The 22,144-nt window shown below is 22.1% G+C and carries 16 protein-coding genes, 1 tRNA gene and 2 pseudogenes; 4 read left to right on the forward strand and 15 right to left on the reverse strand.

Going from position 1 to position 22,144, the window contains the following annotated elements; translation table 11 throughout:
• Positions 1–9: 9 nt before the first annotated feature.
• Positions 10–1,335, forward strand: coding sequence for an ATP-dependent protease ATPase subunit HslU (gene hslU / locus GJT83_RS00625; RefSeq protein WP_425482441.1), 1,326 nt, complete (start codon positions 10–12; stop codon positions 1,333–1,335).
• A 45-nt stretch (positions 1,336–1,380) separates the two neighbouring features.
• Here hslU and hisIE read toward each other — a convergent pair whose 3' ends face one another.
• The 9 genes and pseudogenes from hisIE to rnhA form a co-directional block, all read right to left on the reverse strand.
• Positions 1,381–2,001, reverse strand: a complete 621-nt coding sequence (gene hisIE / locus GJT83_RS00630; RefSeq protein WP_168892535.1) for a bifunctional phosphoribosyl-AMP cyclohydrolase/phosphoribosyl-ATP diphosphatase HisIE — start codon at positions 1,999–2,001, stop codon at positions 1,381–1,383.
• Positions 1,998–2,774: an imidazole glycerol phosphate synthase subunit HisF gene (gene hisF / locus GJT83_RS00635; RefSeq protein WP_168892536.1), complete on the reverse strand. Its 777-nt coding sequence runs from the start codon at positions 2,772–2,774 to the stop codon at positions 1,998–2,000. Before hisF ends, hisIE begins: the two co-directional genes overlap by 4 nt.
• Positions 2,744–3,496, reverse strand: coding sequence for a 1-(5-phosphoribosyl)-5-[(5-phosphoribosylamino)methylideneamino]imidazole-4-carboxamide isomerase (gene hisA, locus GJT83_RS00640; RefSeq protein WP_168892537.1), 753 nt, complete (start codon positions 3,494–3,496; stop codon positions 2,744–2,746). Before hisA ends, hisF begins: the two co-directional genes overlap by 31 nt.
• Before the next feature lie 4 nt (positions 3,497–3,500).
• Positions 3,501–4,091, reverse strand: coding sequence for an imidazole glycerol phosphate synthase subunit HisH (gene hisH / locus GJT83_RS00645; protein WP_168892538.1), 591 nt, complete (start codon positions 4,089–4,091; stop codon positions 3,501–3,503).
• Complete coding sequence (gene hisB, locus GJT83_RS00650; RefSeq protein WP_168892539.1) at positions 4,091–5,155, reverse strand: bifunctional histidinol-phosphatase/imidazoleglycerol-phosphate dehydratase HisB; 1,065 nt, start codon at positions 5,153–5,155, stop codon at positions 4,091–4,093. The genes hisH and hisB overlap by 1 nt, the downstream gene beginning before the upstream one ends.
• A 14-nt stretch (positions 5,156–5,169) precedes the next feature.
• Entirely contained in the window at positions 5,170–6,285 is a 1,116-nt protein-coding gene (gene hisC, locus GJT83_RS02470) for a histidinol-phosphate transaminase (protein ID WP_281348858.1), read from the reverse strand.
• Positions 6,274–7,584 (reverse strand): annotated as a pseudogene (gene hisD, locus GJT83_RS02475) (histidinol dehydrogenase); the annotation flags it as partial. The pseudogene hisD and the gene hisC, both read right to left, overlap by 12 nt.
• 2 nt (positions 7,585–7,586) lie before the next feature.
• Complete coding sequence (gene hisG / locus GJT83_RS00660) at positions 7,587–8,486, reverse strand: ATP phosphoribosyltransferase (RefSeq protein ID WP_168892540.1); 900 nt, start codon at positions 8,484–8,486, stop codon at positions 7,587–7,589.
• Positions 8,487–8,703: 217 nt separating this feature from the next.
• Positions 8,704–9,171 (reverse strand): ribonuclease HI, encoded by a 468-nt coding sequence (gene rnhA, locus GJT83_RS00665; protein WP_168892541.1) that lies wholly within the window; start codon positions 9,169–9,171, stop codon positions 8,704–8,706.
• Between the two features lie 49 nt (positions 9,172–9,220).
• Here rnhA and dnaQ point away from each other — a divergent pair, with 49 nt between their 5' ends.
• On the forward strand, positions 9,221–9,943 hold the full coding sequence (dnaQ, locus tag GJT83_RS00670) for a DNA polymerase III subunit epsilon (RefSeq protein ID WP_168892542.1): 723 nt from the start codon (positions 9,221–9,223) through the stop codon (positions 9,941–9,943).
• An 80-nt stretch (positions 9,944–10,023) separates the two neighbouring features.
• A tRNA-Asp gene (locus tag GJT83_RS00675) sits at positions 10,024–10,097 on the forward strand.
• 37 nt (positions 10,098–10,134) lie between these two features.
• Here GJT83_RS00675 and GJT83_RS00680 read toward each other — a convergent pair.
• From GJT83_RS00680 to tkt, 4 genes are all read right to left on the reverse strand, one after another.
• Positions 10,135–10,911 (reverse strand): mechanosensitive ion channel domain-containing protein, encoded by a 777-nt coding sequence (locus tag GJT83_RS00680; protein WP_168892543.1) that lies wholly within the window; start codon positions 10,909–10,911, stop codon positions 10,135–10,137.
• A gap of 82 nt (positions 10,912–10,993) precedes the next feature.
• A complete protein-coding gene (gene fbaA, locus GJT83_RS00685; RefSeq protein ID WP_168892544.1) occupies positions 10,994–12,073 on the reverse strand; it encodes a class II fructose-bisphosphate aldolase in 1,080 nt (359 codons plus the stop codon).
• Between the two features lie 40 nt (positions 12,074–12,113).
• The gene (locus tag GJT83_RS00690; protein WP_168892545.1) at positions 12,114–13,310 is read right to left on the reverse strand and encodes a phosphoglycerate kinase; all 1,197 of its coding nucleotides are present in this window, start codon (positions 13,308–13,310) and stop codon (positions 12,114–12,116) included.
• Between the two features lie 17 nt (positions 13,311–13,327).
• Positions 13,328–15,337 carry a transketolase gene (gene tkt / locus GJT83_RS00695; RefSeq protein ID WP_168892546.1) on the reverse strand — a complete coding sequence of 670 codons (2,010 nt, stop codon included), beginning with the start codon at positions 15,335–15,337 and terminating at the stop codon, positions 13,328–13,330.
• 263 nt (positions 15,338–15,600) lie between these two features.
• On the opposite strand from tkt, the gene metK reads away from it, so the two are divergent.
• On the forward strand, positions 15,601–16,755 hold the full coding sequence (gene metK / locus GJT83_RS00700; protein ID WP_168892547.1) for a methionine adenosyltransferase: 1,155 nt from the start codon (positions 15,601–15,603) through the stop codon (positions 16,753–16,755).
• A gap of 21 nt (positions 16,756–16,776) precedes the next feature.
• Here metK and gyrA read toward each other — a convergent pair whose 3' ends face one another.
• Both gyrA and mutS read right to left on the reverse strand, forming a co-directional pair.
• Positions 16,777–19,311, reverse strand: coding sequence for a DNA topoisomerase (ATP-hydrolyzing) subunit A (gene gyrA, locus GJT83_RS00705; RefSeq protein WP_168892548.1), 2,535 nt, complete (start codon positions 19,309–19,311; stop codon positions 16,777–16,779).
• A gap of 245 nt (positions 19,312–19,556) precedes the next feature.
• Positions 19,557–21,956 (reverse strand): annotated as a pseudogene (gene mutS / locus GJT83_RS00710) (DNA mismatch repair protein MutS); the annotation flags it as partial.
• Positions 21,957–22,144: the final 188 nt, after the last annotated feature.

A 22,144-nucleotide genomic window follows, 5' to 3' on the forward strand; every position in this document is an offset into this window, starting at 1 on the left:
ATACTTGTTATGTCTATGACTCCACGTGAAATTGTTGATGAATTAGATAAATTTATTATAGGTCAAGATAGTGCAAAAAAAGCAGTAGCTATAGCATTAAGAAATCGTTGGCGTCGAATGCAACTTAATGAAAATTTAAGACAAGAAGTTACTCCTAAAAATATTTTAATGATAGGACCAACTGGTGTTGGAAAAACAGAAATTGCTCGTCGTTTAGCAAAATTAGCAAATGCACCTTTTATAAAAGTTGAAGCAACTAAATTTACTGAAGTAGGTTATGTTGGTAAAGAAGTAGATTCTATTATTCGTGATTTAACAGATTCTGCTATTAAAATGATTCGTGTACAAGAATTTAAAAAAAATTGTTATAGAGCAAAAGAAATGGCTGAAGAACGTATTCTTAATGTACTTATGCCAAATTCTAAAATTAATTGGAATAAAGAAGAAAATAATAATATTATATCTAACAGACAACAATTACGAAAAAAATTAAGAAATGGTGAATTAAATAATCAAGAAATTGAAATTAATTTATCTACTACCCCTATGGGAATTGAAATAATGGCTCCTCCAGGAATGGAAGAAATGACTAATCAATTACAATCATTATTTCAAAATTTTAGTGGTAGTAAACAAAAAAAACGTAAATTAACAATTAAAAATGCTATTAGATTATTAATAGAAGAAGAAGCAAATAAATTAGTTAATAATGAAGAAATAAAGCATAGAGCAATAGAAGCAGTAGAACAACATGGAATTGTTTTTTTAGATGAAATAGATAAAATTTGTAGAAGAAGTAATAATACATCTTCTGATATTTCTAGAGAAGGTGTACAACGTGATTTATTACCTTTAGTTGAAGGATGTACAATATCAACAAAACATGGAATGGTAAAAACAGATCATATACTATTTATTGCTTCAGGTTCTTTTCAAACATCAAAACCTTCAGATTTAATTCCTGAATTACAAGGTAGATTACCTATTAGAGTAGAATTAAAAGCTTTAACTACTCATGACTTTGAAAGAATTTTAACAGAACCAAATGCATCTATAACAGTTCAATATAAAGCTTTATTAGCTACTGAAAAAGTAAATATAATATTTACCTCAGATGGTATTAAGAGAATAGCTGAGTCTGCTTGGAGAGTTAATGAAACAACAGAAAATATAGGAGCTAGAAGACTACATACTGTTTTAGAACATTTAATGTCTGATATTTCTTTTGACGCTGCTGAATATAATAATAAATCAATTACTATTGATAAACATTATGTTAGTAAACACCTTGATACATTAATTTTAAATGAAGATATTAGTCGATATATACTATAAAATTAAATATTTTATTAATTTTGAATATAAAAAATTTATTCAATATTAATTATTATTTCTTTTTTGTAAATTTTCAATAATTTCACTAAAATTAATATTTTTATTTTTTAATAAAACTAATAAATGATATATTAAATCAGATGTTTCATTAATAATTTCTTGGTAATTATTATCATTAACTGCTAATATAGTTTCTATAGCTTCTTCACCAACTTTTTGGGATATCCTTTTTGTACCACTTTTATATAAATTATAAGTGTAAGAATCATTCAAATTACTATTCTTACGTTTTTCTAATAGATTTTCTAAAAAATATAAAAAAGTATACTTTGGTATTTTTTTATTTTTAAAACAACTATTAATATTTAAATGACAAGTTTTACCTATAGGATTTACTAAAATAAGTAAACTATCTTTATCACAATCAGTCATAATATTTTTAACATAAAGATAATTACCCGTTATTTCTCCTTTTGTCCATAAACGATTTTTTACACGAGAAAAAAAAGTAACTTTTTTAAGTTCTAATGTTTTTTTTAAAGATTCTTTATTTAAAAATCCATGCATTAATACTTGACCAGAAATTTTATGTTGAATAATAGCTGGTATTAATCCATGTGTTTTTGTCCAATTTAATTGATTTAATGTATTTATATCAATTTTCATATTCTAATCTCTATATTTTTTTTAAATAAAAAATTTTTTAATTTTTTAATATTAATTATATTTTTATGAAAAACTGATGCTGCTAATGCTCCATCAACATTAATATTTTTATGAAATACTTCATAAAAATGATTTTCACATCCAGCACCTCCAGAAGCAATTAAAGGTATTTTACAAATTTTTCTCATTTTTTTTAATTGAATTAAATCATAACCATTTAGTATGCCATCTTGATTCATCATATTTAATACAATTTCACCTGCTCCTAATTCTTGTACTGTTTTAATCCATTCAGATGTTTCCCAATTAGTAATTTTAATGTAATTTTGATCACCTGTATATTTATAAACATAATATTTTTTTTTATTTATATCATACCAGGAGTCAATTCCTATAACTATACACTGTTTACCAAAATGTTTAGATAATTGAGTAATTAAATTTGGATTATCTAATGCTGGAGAATTAATAGATATTTTTTCAGCACCTAAAAATAATATTTTTGATGCATCATCTATTGATTTAATTCCTCCAGCAACACAAAAAGGTATATTGATAATTTTTGCAATTTGTAATATCCATTTTTTATTAATCGATCTATTATGAATAGAAGCAGTAATATCATAAAATACTAATTCATCTGCACCATCTTGTGAATATTTTTTAGCTAAAGTTAAAATATCACCAACTACTTTATGATTTTTAAATTTTACTCCTTTAACAACTTTATCATTATAAACATCTAAACATGGAATAATTCTTTTTGCCAACATAAATTAGCCTCTTTAAAAGTAAATTTATTTTCTAAAAATGCTTTACCTATAATAATATCTTTTACACCACTATTTTTTAAATTACTTATATCATTTAAAGAATGAATACCTCCAGATGCTTGAAAACGTATATTAGGATATTTTTTAGTAATATCACTATACAAATCTATATTAGGTCCAGATAATGTTCCATCTCTAGATATATCGGTACATAATACATTTTTTAATCCAATATTAATAAATTTTTCTATTACAAATTCAAAATTTAAATTACTATTTTTTTGCCATCCATTAATAAATAATATTTTTTGTTTATTAATATCAATTTTTATATCTAAAGCTAAAATAATTTTATTAGGATTATATATTTTAAACCATTTTTTTACTGTTTTAAAATTTTGAATTGCAGAAGATCCTATAACAATTTGAGATATTGGTGTTAAATTAAATATAAAATCAATATCTTCTTGATTTCTAATTCCTCCACCTATTTGTAATGGTATTTTAATATGAGATATTATAAATTTTAATAATTTAATTTGTTTTTTTTTAGGATATTTAGCTCCATCTAAATCGACTATATGTATTTTTTTTACTCCACTATTAATATAATTTTTTATATAAAATAAAGGATTAAAAGAATATTTATATTTAGAATTAAATTTACCTTGTAATAATCTTACAACTTTTCCTTGTATTAAATCTATTGCTGGAATTATCATATATTTACATTTCTAAAAAATTTTTAATTAATTGAATACCATTTATTCCAGAACATTCTGGATGGAATTGTACTCCAAAAAAATTATTTTTTTGGATTACAGAACTAAATAATTGAACATAATTACTATAAGCAACTGTATAATTATTAATATTCATAGCATAACTATGAGCAAAATAAAAATAAGAATTCTGTTTAATATTTTTAAAAAGTGGTTGATTATCAATATAGTTTACTGTATTCCATCCCATATGAGGTATAGGTAAACATTTATTTTGAATTAAATTTACTTTAATATCAAATACTCCTAAAGTATAAACTCCTTGATTTTCTTGACTATATTTTCCTAATAATTGCATTCCTAAACAAATACCTAATATATCTTTTTTACAACATTTAATAATATTTAATAGATTATCATGTTTTAATTTTTTCATTGCTGAATTTATTGATCCTACTCCTGGTAAAAAAATTTTATCAGCATTTAAAATTATATCTGGATTATTAGTAATTTTTGCATAAAATCCTATTTTTTTAATAGTAGATTTTAAAGAAAAAAAATTTCCAGAAAATGTATTGATAATTATAATATTCATTATAATATTCCTTTTGAACTAGGAATTTTATTGTTAACAATATTAATTGCTTGATTTAATGACTTACCAAAGGCTTTAAATAAACTTTCAATTTTATGATGGTCATTATCACCTTTCACTTTTAAATATATGTTACATAACATAGAATATGATAAAGAATAAAAAAAATGTTTAACCATTTCAGTACTAAAATCACCAATTTTTGTACTATTAAATTTTGCATTATATTGTAAGTAAGGTCTACCAGAAAGATCAATAGCACATTCAGCTAATGAATCATCCATAGGTAATAGAAATCCAAATCTATTTATTCCTTTTTTATTATTCAAAGCTTTTGATAAAGCTAATCCTAATGTTAATGCAGTATCTTCTACAGTATGATGATCATCAATATTTAAATCTCCTTTTACATTAATATTTAAAATAAAATCTCCATGTATAGCTATTTGTTCTAACATATGGTTAAAAAAACTAATACCAGTATTAATAAAACTTTGACCTTTTTTATCTAACCACAATTCAACTAAAACTGAAGTTTCTTTTGTATTTTTTTTTATTCTTGCATATCTATTATTTTTTGTTAATTTTAATAAAATACTTTTCCAATTACATGTTTTTTTATTATATAAAATACCTTTAATTCCTATATTTTTTGATAACTCTATATCAGTTAAACGATCTCCTATTACGTAACTATTTTGTTTATCTAAAGTATTATTTAAATATGATTTCAACATATTTGTTTTTGGTTTTCTACATATACAATTATCTTGAAGATAATGTGGACATATAAAAATATCATTAAATTCTATACCTTGTGATTTAAAAATATTAACCATAAAATTATGAGGAATATCAAAATTTTTTTTAGGAAAATTTTTTGTACCCAATCCATCTTGATTAGTAATTATTACTAAAGAATAAGAAAATTTTTTTAATTTTGATAAAGTTAAAATAACATTTGGTTCAAATATTAATTTATTAATATTATCAATCTGATAATTATCTTTAGGTTCTGAAATTAAAGTTCCATCTCTATCAATAAAAAGTACTTTATTAAGCATTTTATATTTTCCTTTTAATAAGAAGATAATTCTTGTAAAATAGAAATTAATCTTGTTGTTTCATAATTTGTTCCTACAGAAATTCTTAAACAATTAGATAATCCTATATTATGATCTTGGTTTCTTACTATTATTCCTTTCTTTGATAATGCTTTAAATATATAATTAGAATTAAAAAATTTAGTTAAAACATAATTAGTTCTACTAGAAAATATATTTTTTACAACATGACATTTTTTTAAATTTTCTACTAATAATTTTTTATTATTAATTAATTTATTAACATTATTATGCATTAAAATTAAATTTTTACGATTTAACGCTTGTATTGCTATATCTGCTACAGGTTCTGGAATAGGATAAGGAGCAATAACTTTTAATAATAAATGAATAATTTCTTCATTAGCTAAAACAAATCCACAACGTAATCCAGCTAAAGAAAATGCTTTAGATAAAGTTCTTAATATAACTAAATTAGAATATTTTTCTATTAAATGTACTATTGTATATTTTACACAAAATTCTATATATGCTTCATCAATAACAACAATAGATTTTCCTTGTGTAATTTCTAATAATTCAATTATATCATTTTCATTAATTAAATTTCCAGTAGGATTATTAGGATTACAAATATAAATAATTTTAACATTATCTAAATTTTTTTTTATTGTATATAAATCTAATTGCCAATTTTCTAAACTTTTAATAGCATTATATTTTATACCTAAAATTTCTGCATTGATTTGATACATACCATATGTAGGAGGAAAAAATAATATTTTATCATTTTCATAATTACAAAATGTACGAATTAATAATTCTATTCCTTCATCTGCACCACGACTTACTAATATATTAGCAACATTTACACCACAATAATTACTATAATTTTTAATTAATCTTTTTGGTTGAGGTTCTGGGTATCTATTAAATGTATTTTTAGTTAGTTTTAAAATAGGTGTAATTGGTGATTCATTAGCATTTAATAAAATATGATCAAACCTACTATTATCTAATAATCTTGCTGATTGATATGGTATCAAATTAATAATATTTTTTTTAGCTATCTTATTTATATTAGTTTTATATTTATTATTATTTTTATCTAAAAAATATTTCTTTTTAATAAATTCACTTCTTAAAGTAACTGCATTTTTATGACCTATTAATTTTTCTGTTTTTGACATAATTTCAACTATATTAGATATATTTAATAATCCTTGTGGAGTTAATTCCTGAATAGTCATACGTTTTTGAAAATCAGAAACACCTAAACTAGAATAAGTTAAAGCACATCCATATGTTGGTAATACATGATTAGTTCCTGATGCATAATCTCCAACTGATTCTGGAGCCCAATTACCTAAAAATATTGATCCAGCGTTTATAATATTAGGTAATATTTTTTCATATTCATGACATTGAATCATTAAATGTTCAGGAGAATATTTATTAGATATTTCTACACATTGATCGATGTTTTTTGTAATTATAATATAACTATTATTAAGAGATTGTTTTATTATTTCTTTTCTAGGTAAATTTATAATTTGACTATTAATTCCATTAATTACTTCTTTAGCTATTTTTTCTTCTGGAGTAAGTAAAATAACTTGAGAATCAACTCCATGTTCTGCTTGAGAAATTAAGTCAGCTATAATAAAATTAGTATAAGCAAATTTATCAGCAATTATCATTAATTCTGATGGACCAGCTGGCATATCTATAGATGTATTTTCATTGTTTTCTTTTTGATTACTAATTTGTTTTTTAGCTTCAGTAACAAATGAGTTTCCGGGACCAAAAATTTTATTTACTTTAGGTATAGAATTTGTTCCAAAAGCCATAGCAGCAATAGCTTGAGCACCTCCAATTTGAAAAATTTTTTTAATTTTACATAAATTAGCAGTATATAATATTTCATTAGATATAGGTGCAGGAGAACACATTATAATATTTTGACATAATGCTAATTGTGCTGGTATTCCTAACATTAATACTGTAGAAAATAAGGGCGCTGTTCCTCCTGGAATATATAATCCTATAGAATTAATAGGACGATAAATTTCTTGACAATATACTCCAGATGTAGTTTCTATTTTTTTAGTTGTTAATATTTGATATGAATGAAATTTATGTATATTATGAAAAGCATTATCGATTGCATTTTTAATATCTTTTTTTATAATAAATTTAGCATTATTAATTTTTTCAACAGGAATTTCTAATTTATCAACTTTAATTTTGTCAAATAATAAATTATAATGTTCTAAAGCATTATCACCTTCTTGTTTTACTTTTTTTATAATATTTGCTACATCTTTTTTTATATTTTTATCTAAAAAAATTACTGGTCTAGTTAATATCCTTTTCTGTTGATTTTTATTACATAAATTCCAATAAATGATATTTTTAAAAAAATTCATTTTTACTCCATCATTTTTTCAATAGGTAAAACTAAAATTGAGCTAGCACCAAGTAATTTTAATTTTTCCATGGTTTCCCAAAATAATGTTTCACTACTTACCATATGCATAGCAACTTTATTATTTTCTCCAGCTAAAGGTAATATTGTTGGATGTTCTGCACCTGGTAATAAAGCAATTATTTCTTTTAATTTTTTATTGGGTGCATGTAACATAATATATTTTGATTCTCTAGCTTTAATTACTCCTTGAATACGAGTTAATAATTTATTAATTAATTTTTGTTTAATACTTATTATTTTTCCATAACGTTGTATAAGACATGCTTTAGAAGCATATATTATTTCTACTTCTTTTACACCATTTGCTTCTAATGTAGCGCCAGTAGAAACTAAATCACATATAGCATCTGCTAAACCTACTCTAGGAGCTAATTCTACTGATCCATTTAACATACAAGATTTAAATTGTATACCATAACTATCAAGATATCTTTTTAATAAATTTGGATATGATGTAGCAATACGTATATTTTGTAAATATTTAATACCTGTATAATTTTCATCAATAGGTATTGCAATTGATAGTCTACAAATACCAAAATCTAACCTACGTAATGTTAAGTAATTGGCATTTTCTCCTCTAGAATGACGAGTTAAAACTTCTTCTTCTAAAACATTTTCTCCTATAATGCCTAAATCTACAACTCTTTCCATTATTAATCCTGGTATATCATCATCACGTACCATTAAGATATCAATCGGCATATTTTCTGCAAAAGCTATTAACCGTTGTTGTTGTAAATTAATTTTAATACCACATTTTTTTAATAATTCACGAGAATCATCACTTAAACGACCAGATTTTTGCATAGCTATGCGTAAACGATTGTTATCTAACATGACTTATCATCCTTTTATTTTTATTTTTATTTAGAATGTTTTAAGTTCGTCTGTTTATTTTAAATATATCAGTTTTTTATTATAAAAATAAAAAAAATTATTTAAAATATATTATGAATATATATTCTAAAATTATAAATAACAATATTTAAATATATTTAACTTAAATTAAACAAATTGTTGTAAAATAACAACTATTTTTTAAAAGAAAATTTTATTATTTTTTTATTATATATCCAACATCTTGATAATTAGGATTTTTAGCAGAAAAACGAGCTAATTGATCACATTTTTCATTTTCAATATTTCCAGCATGTCCTTTAATCCAATACCAATTAACATTATGATTAATTAATGCTAAATCTAATCTTTTCCATAAATCAATATTTTTTACTGGTTTTTTATTAGAACACATCCATCCATATTTTTTCCAATTATGTATCCAAGTAGTTATACCTTTTTTTAAATATTTACTATCAGTAATAATATTTATATTAAAATGTTTTTTTAAAGATTCTAATGCTATAATAGAAGCCATTAATTCCATTCTATTATTTGTAGTAAAAAAAAAACCTTGGGTAAAAATTTTTTCATGTGAATAATATTTTATTATAGCAGCATATCCTCCTGGTCCTGGATTATAGATACAAGAACCATCAGTAAAAATTTTTATATTTTTGTACATATATTAATTCTCTATATAAAATTTATAAATATAAATTAAAAAATAAATTATGAATAAATTAAATATTCGTCAAATAGTTTTAGATACAGAAACAACAGGAATAAATTCTTCTCCTCCATATTATAAAGGACACCGTATTATAGAAATAGGTGGAGTAGAAATAATAAATCGTCGTATTACAGGAAATAATTTCCATGTATATATTAATCCTAAAAAAATAATAAGTTTAGAAGCATTAAATATTCATGGTATTACTAATAAATTTTTATATGATAAACCTACATTTAGTCAAATTATAAATGATTTTTTAGATTATATAAATCATTCTGAACTAATTATTCATAACGCTCAATTTGATATTGATTTTTTAAATTATGAAATATCTTTATTAAAAAATAATATACCTAATATTGAAAATATTTGTTCTATAATAGATACATTAAAAATATCTCGTAAATTATTTCCAGGTAAACGTAATTCTTTAAATTCATTATGTTCACGATTTAATATTGATAAAAGTAATCGTAATATGCATGGAGCTTTATTAGATGCTAAACTTCTAGCTAATGTTTTTTTATCTATGACTAGTATTCAAAATTCTTTTATATTAGAATTTTCAAAAAATCATACTATAGATAAAAATAATAATATAAAAAAAATATTAATAAAGAAAAAATTATTAGTATTACATCCTACTAAAGAAGAATATGAATTACACTATTTAATTTTAGATATTATTAAAAAAAAATGTGGTTTTCATTTATGGAATTAATTAAAAATTTTTAATAAAAGTATTGACGATATTAACATATAATTTATAATATAAACTTAATAATATATAAATATATTATGGGTGCGATAGTTCAGTTGGTTAGAATACCGGCCTGTCACGTCGGGGGTCACGGGTTCAAGTCCCGTTCGCACCGTTATAATTAATTAAAATAATATTTTTATAATATTATTTTAATTATTATGAATCCATAATACACAAGAATTTTTATATAATTCTAAATTATTTTTAATAATATTTGTTAAATCAGAACATATTTCTTTTTCATAAAGAAAATCACGAATCCAAAAAAAAACTGTAAGATTTATTGAAATATTATTAATTTCATCTAAAATAATAACAATTTTAGAATTTTTAATTATTCTTTGATCTAAATATATTGTATCTAATAATATTTTTTTTATCATATTTAAATCTTCACTAATTAATAATCGAGAAAGTCCTAAAGTAATTTTATTACGATATTCATGACATCGAGAAAGATTACTGATATTATCAGATAATATTTTACCATTAGGTATCAATGTAATAATACCATCAAATGTTTTTAATTGAGTAGAAAAAACTTCTACTTTAGTTACTTGACCACTAATATTACAAATAGTTATATAATCACCAATTTTAAATATACGAAAAGTAATAATTAATAATCCTGATGCTAAATTTGATAATGTACTTTGCCAAGCTAAACCAATAACAACACCTATTGTACCAAAAGCAGCAATTATTGACGATGTACGTACACCAATATTACTTAATGTACTAATTAAAATAAAAATCATAATAATATATTTTAAAATATTTGAAATAAATCCTATAGCAATAGGATCTATTTTTTTAACAACAAAAATATTAAATATAATTTTTGCAAATAAACGAATTATTAAGAATTCAGTTAATAAAATACTACTGGATATTAATGTATGAAATAATTGATAAGGAATAAACATTTTGTTATATATAATCCAATTTATATTAAAAATAATAATAAGATATTATTATTACTATATATGATAATTATACCAAAATATATTATAATATATCAATAGCATTTAATTCTTGAAAAGTTCTTTCTAATCTTTTTCCCATAGATATCTGAGATGCTCTAATCCATGATCTTGGATCATAATATTTTTTATTTGGTTTATTTAAACCTTCTGGATTACCTAATTGCTTTTGTAAATATTTTTTATGTTCTTTATAAAATTTTAATATTCCTTGCCAACTTGCCCATTGAGTATCTGTATCAATATTCATTTTAACTACACCATAATTTATAGATTCTTTAATTTCTTTTTCAGAAGATCCTGAACCTCCATGAAAAACAAAATTAATAGGATTATGAGTTAAATTATGTTTTTTACTTATAAAATCTTGTGAATATTTTAAAATTTTAGGTAATAATTTTACATTTCCCGATTTATATACTCCATGAACATTACCAAATGAAGCTGCAATTATAAATTGAGAACTAATGGAATTTAATTTTTCATAAGCATAATTAACGTCTTCAGGATCAGTATATAATGTTTTTTTTTCTAAATTACTATTATCTAAACCATCTTCTTCTCCTCCTGTACAACCTAATTCTATTTCTAATGTTATATTCATTTTAGACATTCTTTTTAAATATTTACTACATATATTAATATTATCTTTTACAGAATTTTTTGATAAATCAATCATATGAGAAGAAAATAAAGGTTTACCATTTAATAAAAAATATTTTTCATTCTCATCTAATAAACCATCTATCCAAGATAAAGTTTTTTTAGCACAATGATCTGTATGTAATATTACTGGTATTCCATAATATTGAGCAATTTTATGTACATGATGTGCACCAGATACGGCACCTATAATAGATGCTAATTGAGAATTTTGAATTTGTAATTTTTTACCTGCAATAAAAGAAGCACCACCAATAGAAAATTGAATAATTACTGGTGATTTAACTTTAGCTGCTGTTTCTAACACTATATTGATAGAATCAGTACCTATGCAATTTATTGCAGGTAAAGCGAATTTATTTTCTTTTGCTATTTTAAATATAGTTTGTACATCATGACTAACAACAACACCTGGTTTTACATAATTTAAAATTTTAGACATATAATACTTTGCCTTATTATTGATTAATATTTATCTAATACTAATTTTTTAAATTATCAAAATGGATAGAATTAATATTCTGATATTTTTTTAACATAGATACTGAAGGTAATTTTTTACCTTCTACAAAATTTAAAAACGATCCTCCTCCTGTTGAAATATATGAAATTTTATTAAATAAATTAAATAATTCTATTGCAGCTAATGTATCTCCTCCTCCTGCAATAGAAAATGCATCACTATCAGCAATAGTATTTGCTATAATTTTTGTTCCTTCACTAAACTTTATTAATTCAAAAACTCCTACAGGTCCATTCCATAATATAGTTTTTGCTTTATGTAAAATATCTATTATAATTTTTATAGTATTTTCACCAATATCCATGATCATTTCATTAAATGATATATTATTAATTTTTTTTGTTTTAACTGATGTATTTTTTGAAAATGATGTTCCTACTTTACAATCTATAGGAATAATAATATTATTATATTTTTCCTTTAATTTTTTTGCTAAAATTAAAGCATTAGGTTCATATAATGATTGACCAATATTATTATTTATTGCTAAAAATGTATTGGCTATGCCACCTCCAACAATAATGTTATCTGATAATTTAGCTAATTTATTTAATACATTAAATTTAGTTGAGATTTTTGATCCTCCAACAATAGAAATAATAGGATGATTAGGTTTTTTAAAAATCTTATTTAAATTATTTAATTCATTTATTAATAATAAACCTGCACAAGATTTATTTGCATATTTTATTACTCCATAAGTAGAAGAATGTTTTCGGTGTGATGTTGCAAATGCATCCATTACAAATATGTCACATAATGAAGCATATTTTTTAGATAGTTCTTCATTATTATTTTTTTCACCTATATTAAAACGAACATTTTCTAACATTATTATTTCATTTTTTTTAAAATTTAATTTATTCAAATAATCTTTTTGTAATTTAACTTTATAATTTAAAATTTTTTCTAAATATTGACTAATATTTTTTAAAGAGAATATATTATTATATTTTCCTTCAATAGGCCTACCTAAATGTGAAGCTATAATAATTTTAGCACCTTTACTTATAGCATATTTTATAGTTGGTAATGATAAACGAATTCTAATATCAGAAATTATATTTCCTTGAGGATCAATAGGAACATTAAGATCAGATCTAATTAATAATATTTTATTTTTAATATCAATATCTAAAATTGATAATATAGACATATTTTAAAATCCTTTATTTAATTAATTGTTTTTAAAAGATCTTGAATTTTTAAAATTATGTTTTCTACTGTAAAACCAAATTTTTTAAATAATATTTCAGCAGGAGCTGAATAACCAAATCTATCTATTCCTATAACAATACCTTTTAAACCTACATATTTATACCAAAAATCAGATTGACCAGCTTCAATTGCTATTCTTAATTTAATATTTTTTGGTAATACATAATTTTTATATTCATTATTTTGTTTTTCAAAAATATCTGTAGAAGGCATAGAAACAACTCTAATTTTATATTTTAATTTAGATAATTGATTATATGCTTCTACAGCTAAATAAACTTCTGAACCTGTTGCTATTAAAATAATATCAGGTTTTTGTTCTAAACAATCTTTTAATATATAACCACCATGAGTAATATATGTTATTTTATTTTTATTTCTAATTTGTGCTGGTAAATTTTGACGTGATAATATTAATGCAGTTGGATTATTAATATTTTCAATTGCATATTTCCATGCAATAGCTGTTTCTAATTGATCACATGGACGCCAAACACTTAAATTTGGAATTAATCTTAAACTAGATAATTGTTCTATTGGTTGATGAGTAGGTCCGTCTTCACCTACTCCAATAGAATCATGAGTATAAATCATTATATTCCTAATTTTCATTAATGCAGCCATACGAATTGCATTACGACAATAATCAGAAAATGTTAAAAAAGTTGCTGTATATGGAATAAATCCTCTATATAAAGAAATACCATTAGCTATAGCAATCATACCAAACTCTCTTACTCCATAATGAATATAATTTCCACATGTAGATTTATTTATAGCTTTAGATTCTGAACATAAAGTTAAATTACTAGAAGCTAAATCAGCAGAACCTCCTAAAAATTCTGGTAATATTTTTGAAAAAAATTCTAAACATTCTTGTGATGCTTGACGTGTAGATATATCAATAGGATTTTTATACAATTTTTGAATAAATTTTTTTAATTTAATATTCCAATTATTAGGTAATAAATTATTAATTCTTCTTTTTAATTCTTTAGCTAATTCTGGAAATATATTAGAATAATCATTAAATTTATTTATCCATTTTAATTCTTTTAAATTTCCAATATCTTTAGCATTCCATTTGTCATAAATTGATTCTGGTATTTCAAAAGGTTTATAATGCCAATTTAATTTTTTTCTAGTTAATTCAATTTCTATTTCTCCTAAAGGAGAACCATGTGATATATTTTTTCCAGATTTATTAGGAGAACCAAAAGCAATAGTTGTATTACAAATTAATAAAAATGGTTTTTCTTCTATAGAAGATTTAGCTTTATCAATAGCTTGTTGTATCTCTTTATAATCATGTCCGTTTATATTAGGAATAACATTCCATCCATATGATTCAAATCTTTTTTTAGTATCATCAGTAAACCATCCATGAATATTACCATCAATAGATATACCATTATTATCATAGAAAACTATTAATTTTTTTAATTTTAATGTACCTGCTAAAGAACATACTTCATGAGATATTCCTTCCATTAAACAACCATCACCTATAAATACATAAGTGTAGTGATTAATTATATCATAATTTGGTTTATTAAATTGTGATGCTAATATTTTTTCAGCTATAGCCATACCTACAGCATTAGCTAATCCTTGACCTAATGGTCCTGTAGTAGTTTCTATACATGGTGTACATCCAAATTCTGGATGTCCTGGAGTTTTAGAATTTAATTTCCTAAAATTTTTTAATTCTGATATTTTTAAATCATATCCAGTCAAATGTAATAAACTATAAATTAACATTGAACTATGACCATTAGATAATATAAATCTATCACGATTTATCCATAAAGGATTTCCAGGATTATGATTTAAATAATCACGCCATAATACTTCTGCTATATCAGCCATTCCCATAGGAGCGCCAGGATGACCAGAATTAGATTTTTGTATAGCATCTATACTTAGTATACGAATAGCATTAGCAAGTTCTTTTCGAGAAGACATTATTCATGACTCCTAAATAATTATTTTTGTTTAAAAAATAAATTTTAAATTAATAATTTAATTTATAAAAATTATTTCATATAAAATAAATATATACTTAAATAATATTAAAATCTATTTATTATATTTTTAAAAAATTAGATTAATTATTTTAATTAATATAATATTAATAATTAATTTTGATTAATAATATATTATTTCAAAATAATATTTATTAAAATCATTAAAATTAAATTAAATTTAATAATTAAAAAAGGAAAATAATGAGCGAATATCTTTTTACCTCAGAATCTGTCTCTGAAGGACATCCTGATAAAATGGCAGATCAAATTTCTGATGCTATATTAGATGCTATAATTAAACAAGATATAAAAGCACGTGTTGCATGTGAAACATATATTAAAACTGGAATAGTACTAATTGGAGGAGAAATAACTACTACTGCAATAATAGATATAGAAAAAATAATAAGAAAAACAATAAAAGAAATAGGATATACTAATTCAAATATGGGATTTGATTATAATTCTTGTGCTATATTAAATAATTTAGGAAAACAATCTGAAGATATCTATAAAGGAATATTTAATAAAAATGGTTTAATAAAAGGTGCAGGAGATCAAGGATTAGTGTTTGGATATGCAACTAATGAAACAGAAAATTTTATGCCTGCACCAATAACTTATGCTCATCGTTTAGTATATAAACAATCTGAAGTAAGAAAAAATGGAATTTTACCATGGTTAAGACCAGATGCTAAAAGTCAAGTTACTTTTAAATATAAAAATAATAAGATCTTAGGAATAGAAACAGTAGTTTTATCTACTCAATGTTCAGAAGATATATCATATAAAAAATTACAAGAAGCAGTAATGGAAGAAATTATTAAACCAGTATTACCTAATATATGGTTACATAAAAATACAAAATTTTTAATTAATCCTGCTGGTCGTTTTATAATTGGTGGTCCAATGGCAGATTGTGGATTAACAGGACGTAAAATTATTGTAGATACATATGGTGGTATGGCAAGACATGGCGGTGGGTCCTTTTCAGGAAAAGATCCTTCAAAAGTAGATAGATCTGCAGCGTATATAGCAAGATATATAGCAAAAAATATAGTTGCTTCTTCTTTAGCATCACGTTGTGAAATTCAAATAGCTTATGTAATTGGTATTTCTAAACCTATATCTTTAATGGTAGAAACATTTGGAACTGGTAAAATTTCTAATGAAAAATTAACTTTAATAATACAAGAATTATTTGATTTAAGACCTTTTAATATAATTAAGATGTTAAATCTTTTAAATCCAATATATAAAAAAACATCTTCTTACGGACATTTCGGAAGAAATATTTTTACATGGGAAAAAATAGATAAAATTAATGAATTACTAGAAAAATCTGGTATTCAATAATTTTACTATTATCAATAAATATTATTGTTTTATAGAAATTTTTTCTAATGCTATTACTCTTTCGTTTTTATTTGTTTTTATTATAATAACTCCTTTAGTATTACGACTTACTATACATATTTCTGTAACATATGTACGTATTAAAGTTCCCATATTAGTTATTATTAATATTTGATCATTATCAGACACTTCTATAGCATTTACTACTAGACCATTTCTTTTATTAATTTTAATAGAAATTACACCTTTAGTAGATCTTGATTTAACTGGATACTCTTTATTATTTGTTCTTTTACCATATCCATTTTGAGTAATAGTAAGAATATCATTATTATGTTGATTATTTGAAATAACTAAAGAAACAACACTATCATTTTGAGATGAAAGTTTTATTCCTCTTACACCAGTAGATGCTCTACCCATAGATCTAACTTTTGTTTCATCAAATTTTACAACTTTACCAAAAGATGAAAATAACATTACTTTATCTTTTTTATTTGTTATAGCAACTCCTATTAAAGTATCATTTTTTTTTAATTTTATTGCAATAATTCCATTATTTCTAGGATGGCTAAATTTATTTAAATTAGTTTTTTTAACAATTCCTTTTTTAGTTGCCATAAATAAATTTAATGTATCATTAAATTTATTTACTGTAAGTAAATTAGTAATTCTTTCATTATTTTTTAAAGGTAAAATATTAATAATTGGTCTTCCCTGTGCATATCTATTAGCTTTTGGTAAATTATATACTTTTGTCCAATATAAACGTCCTATATTAGAAAAACATAAAAGAGTATCATGTGTATTAGCTATAAGTATACGATTAATAAAATCTTTTTCTTTTATTTTAACTGCTAATTTTCCTTTACCACCTCTATGTTGAACTTCATAATCAGATAATTTTTGATATTTAATATATCCTTGATATGATAATGTAATTATTACATCTTCAGAATTAATTAAATCTTCTGTTGTTATAAAAGATTTATTTTTAATAATTTCAGTTTTTCTTTTATCTCCAAATTCATGTTTAATATAAATTAGTTCTTTATATATTATTTTCATTAGATATTGATAATCATCAATAATTTTTACAAGTTTTGATATTTTATATATTATATTTTGATATTCTTGAAATAATTTTTTATGTTCTAAATTAGTTAATTTATGTAATTTTAAATCTAAAATAGATTGTACTTGTTTATGACTAAAAGAATAATTATTATTAGATTGAATTAAATTTAAGTTATTAGAATAATTACTAGATTCTTTTGTTTTTTTATATTTTAAAATAGATAATACATTATTAATATTCCATAATTTAGAATAAATTTTATTTTTTATTACTTCTATAACAGAAGAAGAACGAATAATTTCTATTATTGGTTGTATATTAAATAATGCTACTATTAATCCTTCTAAAATATGAGCTTTATTACTAGCTTTATTAATTTCATAATTAGTTCTACGTATTACCACTTCTCGACGATGAGAAATAAATGCTTCAATAATATTTTTTAAAGACATAATTTTAGGTTCCCCTTTATATAAGGAAACCATATTAATGGTAAAAGAAATTTGTAATGGAGTTAAAGAATATAAATTATTTAAAATTACATCTGCAGACATATCTTTTTTTATTTCTATAACAATTCTAATTCCATCTTTATCTGATTCATCTCGTAAACTTTTAATTCCATAAATTTTTTTTTCTTTAATAAGTTCTACTATTTTTTCTATTAATTTAGCTTTATTAACTTGATATGGTAATTCGTATATAATAATTGAAGCATTATGATCATTTTTAATAATTTTACTACGTCCACGAATAAAAATTTTTCCTTTTCCTGTAATATAAGCTTTTTCAATACCATTAAAATCATTTATAATTCCTGATGTAGGAAAATCAGGACCTATAATATATTTCATTAATTCTTTAATAGAAATATTTTCATTTTTTATATAAGCTAAACATGCATTTATAACTTCTGTAAGATTATGAGGTGGTATATTTGTGGTCATACCAACTGCTATTCCAGAAGATCCATTAATTAATAAATTAGGTATTTTTGTAGGCATTACTTCTGGAATTTTTTCTGTATTATCATAGTTAGGTAAAAAATTTACTGTTTGTTTTTCTAGATCATTAATTATTTCTTGAGCTATTTTAGTCATTCTTATTTCAGTATAACGCATAGCTGCTGCTGAATCACCATCAATAGATCCAAAATTACCTTGTCCATCTATCAATGTGTACCTTAAAGAAAATGATTGTGCTAATCTTACTATAGTATCATAAACAGCAGAATCTCCGTGAGGATGATATTTACCTATAACATCTCCTACAATACGTGCTGATTTTTTATAAGGTTTATTCCATGTATTACCTAATATATACATAGCATATAACATTCTTCTATGTACAGGTTTTAATCCATCCCTAGCATCTGGTAATGCTCTACCAACTATAACAGACATAGCATAATCTAAATAAGAATTTTTCAATTCTTCTTCAATATTAATTGAATTAATTTCTTTAGAAAAAAAAACCATATAAATTATTTTCCTTTTAAACATATATTAATATATTAATTTTAACATAATTAATTATATTCTATATAATATATTTAGAAATAATATTAACAAGATTAAAATAAAAAATTAATTATTTAATTTATTAATTGCTATTTTATAAATATTTTTTTATTATATGAAAAATTAAAAATTATAATTATAAATTAATTATGTATTCGATTAAAATAATATTTTAAATTAATAATTATATATTAATATTTATAAATTTTTTCTAATTGAATAATTTTATTTTTAGCTAATTTAATAACTTCATTAGGAATACCTGCTAAAGAAGCAACAAATAGACCATAATTCCTATTAATAATACCATTTTTTAATGAATACATAAATACAATAGATTTATTAGATTCTATAGCATCAAAATAAACATTTTTTATACCCTTATTTTTTAAAGACAAATTAGTTAATTCAATATAATTAGTAGAAAATAATGTCATTGATTTTATTTTTTGTGCAAGATTTTCAGCACAAGCCCATGCAATAGATAATCCATCATATGTAGATGTACCTCTACCTATTTCATCCATTAATACTAAACTATATTTATTAGCATTTCTTAAAATATTTGCTGTTTCAATCATTTCTATCATAAAAGTAGATAAACCAGAAGAAATATCATCCATAGATCCAATTCGTGTAAATATACGATCTATTGGTCCAATAATTGCTTTATCAGCAGGTATATAACTACCTATATATGCCATTAAAATAATTAATGCAATTTGACGCATATAAGTACTTTTACCGCCCATATTAGGACCAGTAATTATTAACATATGATTTTTAGGAGTTAATAATAAATTATTAGGAATAAATTGATCTTTAAGAATATTTTCTACGACAGGATGACGAGAATTTTCTAAAAATAATCCTAACTTATTACTAATAATAGGTTTAGTATAATTTAAAGTTATTGATCTTTCTGCTAAATTACATAATACATCTAATTCAGATAGCAATAAAACAATTTTTTGTAAATTTGGTAATTCAGGATAAATGAGATCAAATAATTGATTATATAGAAATTTTTCTAAAATCAATAATTTATTTTTAGATGACAAGATGATTTCTTGATAATTTTTTAATTCAGGAATAATATATCTATTACAATATTTTAATGTTTGAATTTTTAAATATTTTTTAGGAAATTTTTTAATTTTTTGATTTTTAGTTATTTGAATATAATATCCATGAATAGTATTAAATCCTATTTTTAATTTTTCTATATTTAATAATTTACGTTCTTTTTTTTCTAACATAACTAAATATTCTTTAGAATTTTTAGATAATTTTCTTAATTCATCTAAAGATTGATTATATCCTGTAGCAATAACATTTCCATCTTTTAATGAATTAGAAGGATTTTTTTTAATTGATTTTTCTAATAAAATTTTTAATTTATTAAAAAGTCCTAAATTAAAAATTTTATTTTTAATATAACAATTATCTATAATTTTTAATTTATTATGTATTTTAGGTAAAATATGAAAAGTATTTCTTAAAGAAACTAAATCTTTAGGTTTAGATGTTCTTAATGATAATCTTGCAATTATTCGTTCAATATCATTTATATTAATTAATAATTTTTTAAAATTAGTAAAATGTTTTCTTAATTTTGCAATACTATTCTGACGATTATTAATGATATTAATATCACGAGTTGGAGAATGCAACCAACGTTTTAATAAACGACTACCCATTGCTGTACTAGTATGATCTAATATTTTTATTAAAGTATTATTTTTATTACGTGATATACTTTCTGTAATTTCAAGATTTTTTCTAGTATTTTCATCCATTATAATTTCATTATGATAATTTTTTAATTTAATACTATTTATATGAGGTAAAAATATACGTTGTGTATCTTTGACGTATTGTATTAAACACCCAGCAGCTTTAATAGCCATTAAAGCTTTTTCAACACCAAAACTTTTTAAATTTTTAGTTTTAAATTGCATATTTAATTGTTGATTAGCAGTTTCAAGATCAAATTCCCATATAGGTCTACGCCTAATACAATTTCTTTTTTCTATCAATTTCATATATTGAAAATTTTCTGGATATAATAATTCAACAGGATTGGTTTTTTGTAATTCACCAGATATTACATCATAATTTTTACTTTCCATAATTCTAAAATTTCCAGAACTCATATTTAAAGTTGCATATCCAAATCCATGATCTATTTCTTGCCATATAGATGCTAATAAATTATCTTGATTATTTTTTAATAAAATATCATCACTTACTGTTCCAGGAGTAATAACACGTACAATTTTACGTTCTAATATCTTATTAGAAGTTCTATTAATATTATTAATTTGTTCACAAATAGCTACTGATTCACCTAAATTAATTAATTTTGATAAGTAATTATCTAAACTATGATATGGTATACCTGCCATAGGTATTGGTTTTCCATTTAATATACCTCTTTTAGTAAGAATAATATTAAGCATTTTAGATGCTTTTTTAGCATCTTCAAAAAACATTTCATAAAAATCACCCATACGATAAAATAATAAAATATTGGGATATTGATTTTTTATTTTGAAATATTGTTTCATTATAGGAGTATATTTAATATTTTTTGTGTTCATTATTATTTCAAATTTTATAATATTTTATATTAAATATATAATAAAATCATATAATTTAAATAGTAGTTTATATAATTTATATTAAAATAAAAATTTTTAATAAAATTTTATTATTAAGATTAATTATTTTAATAATATTAGATAGGAATATACAAAATATTTTTATATAATCTTATTATTTAATGATA

Origin of the sequence: Enterobacteriaceae endosymbiont of Plateumaris pusilla (genome assembly GCF_012562765.1) — a bacterium.
GTDB lineage: Bacteria > Pseudomonadota > Gammaproteobacteria > Enterobacterales > Enterobacteriaceae.

What these genes read in the sequence shown, in the direction of transcription:
- hisH (WP_168892538.1), bottom strand. Translation starts at nt 4,091, where the DNA reads ATGAATATTATAATTATCAATACATTTTCTGGAAATTTTTTTTCTTTA.
- hisF (WP_168892536.1), bottom strand. Translation starts at nt 2,774, where the DNA reads ATGTTGGCAAAAAGAATTATTCCATGTTTAGATGTTTATAATGATAAA.
- hisA (WP_168892537.1), bottom strand. Translation starts at nt 3,496, where the DNA reads ATGATAATTCCAGCAATAGATTTAATACAAGGAAAAGTTGTAAGATTA.
- hisB (WP_168892539.1), bottom strand. Translation starts at nt 5,155, where the DNA reads ATGCTTAATAAAGTACTTTTTATTGATAGAGATGGAACTTTAATTTCA.
- dnaQ (WP_168892542.1), top strand. Translation starts at nt 9,221, where the DNA reads ATGAATAAATTAAATATTCGTCAAATAGTTTTAGATACAGAAACAACA.
- rnhA (WP_168892541.1), bottom strand. Translation starts at nt 9,171, where the DNA reads ATGTACAAAAATATAAAAATTTTTACTGATGGTTCTTGTATCTATAAT.
- hisG (WP_168892540.1), bottom strand. Translation starts at nt 8,486, where the DNA reads ATGTTAGATAACAATCGTTTACGCATAGCTATGCAAAAATCTGGTCGT.
- fbaA (WP_168892544.1), bottom strand. Translation starts at nt 12,073, where the DNA reads ATGTCTAAAATTTTAAATTATGTAAAACCAGGTGTTGTTGTTAGTCAT.
- metK (WP_168892547.1), top strand. Translation starts at nt 15,601, where the DNA reads ATGAGCGAATATCTTTTTACCTCAGAATCTGTCTCTGAAGGACATCCT.
- GJT83_RS00690 (WP_168892545.1), bottom strand. Translation starts at nt 13,310, where the DNA reads ATGTCTATATTATCAATTTTAGATATTGATATTAAAAATAAAATATTA.
- gyrA (WP_168892548.1), bottom strand. Translation starts at nt 19,311, where the DNA reads ATGGTTTTTTTTTCTAAAGAAATTAATTCAATTAATATTGAAGAAGAA.
- hisIE (WP_168892535.1), bottom strand. Translation starts at nt 2,001, where the DNA reads ATGAAAATTGATATAAATACATTAAATCAATTAAATTGGACAAAAACA.
- GJT83_RS00680 (WP_168892543.1), bottom strand. Translation starts at nt 10,911, where the DNA reads ATGTTTATTCCTTATCAATTATTTCATACATTAATATCCAGTAGTATT.
- tkt (WP_168892546.1), bottom strand. Translation starts at nt 15,337, where the DNA reads ATGTCTTCTCGAAAAGAACTTGCTAATGCTATTCGTATACTAAGTATA.
- hslU (WP_425482441.1), top strand. Translation starts at nt 10, where the DNA reads ATGTCTATGACTCCACGTGAAATTGTTGATGAATTAGATAAATTTATT.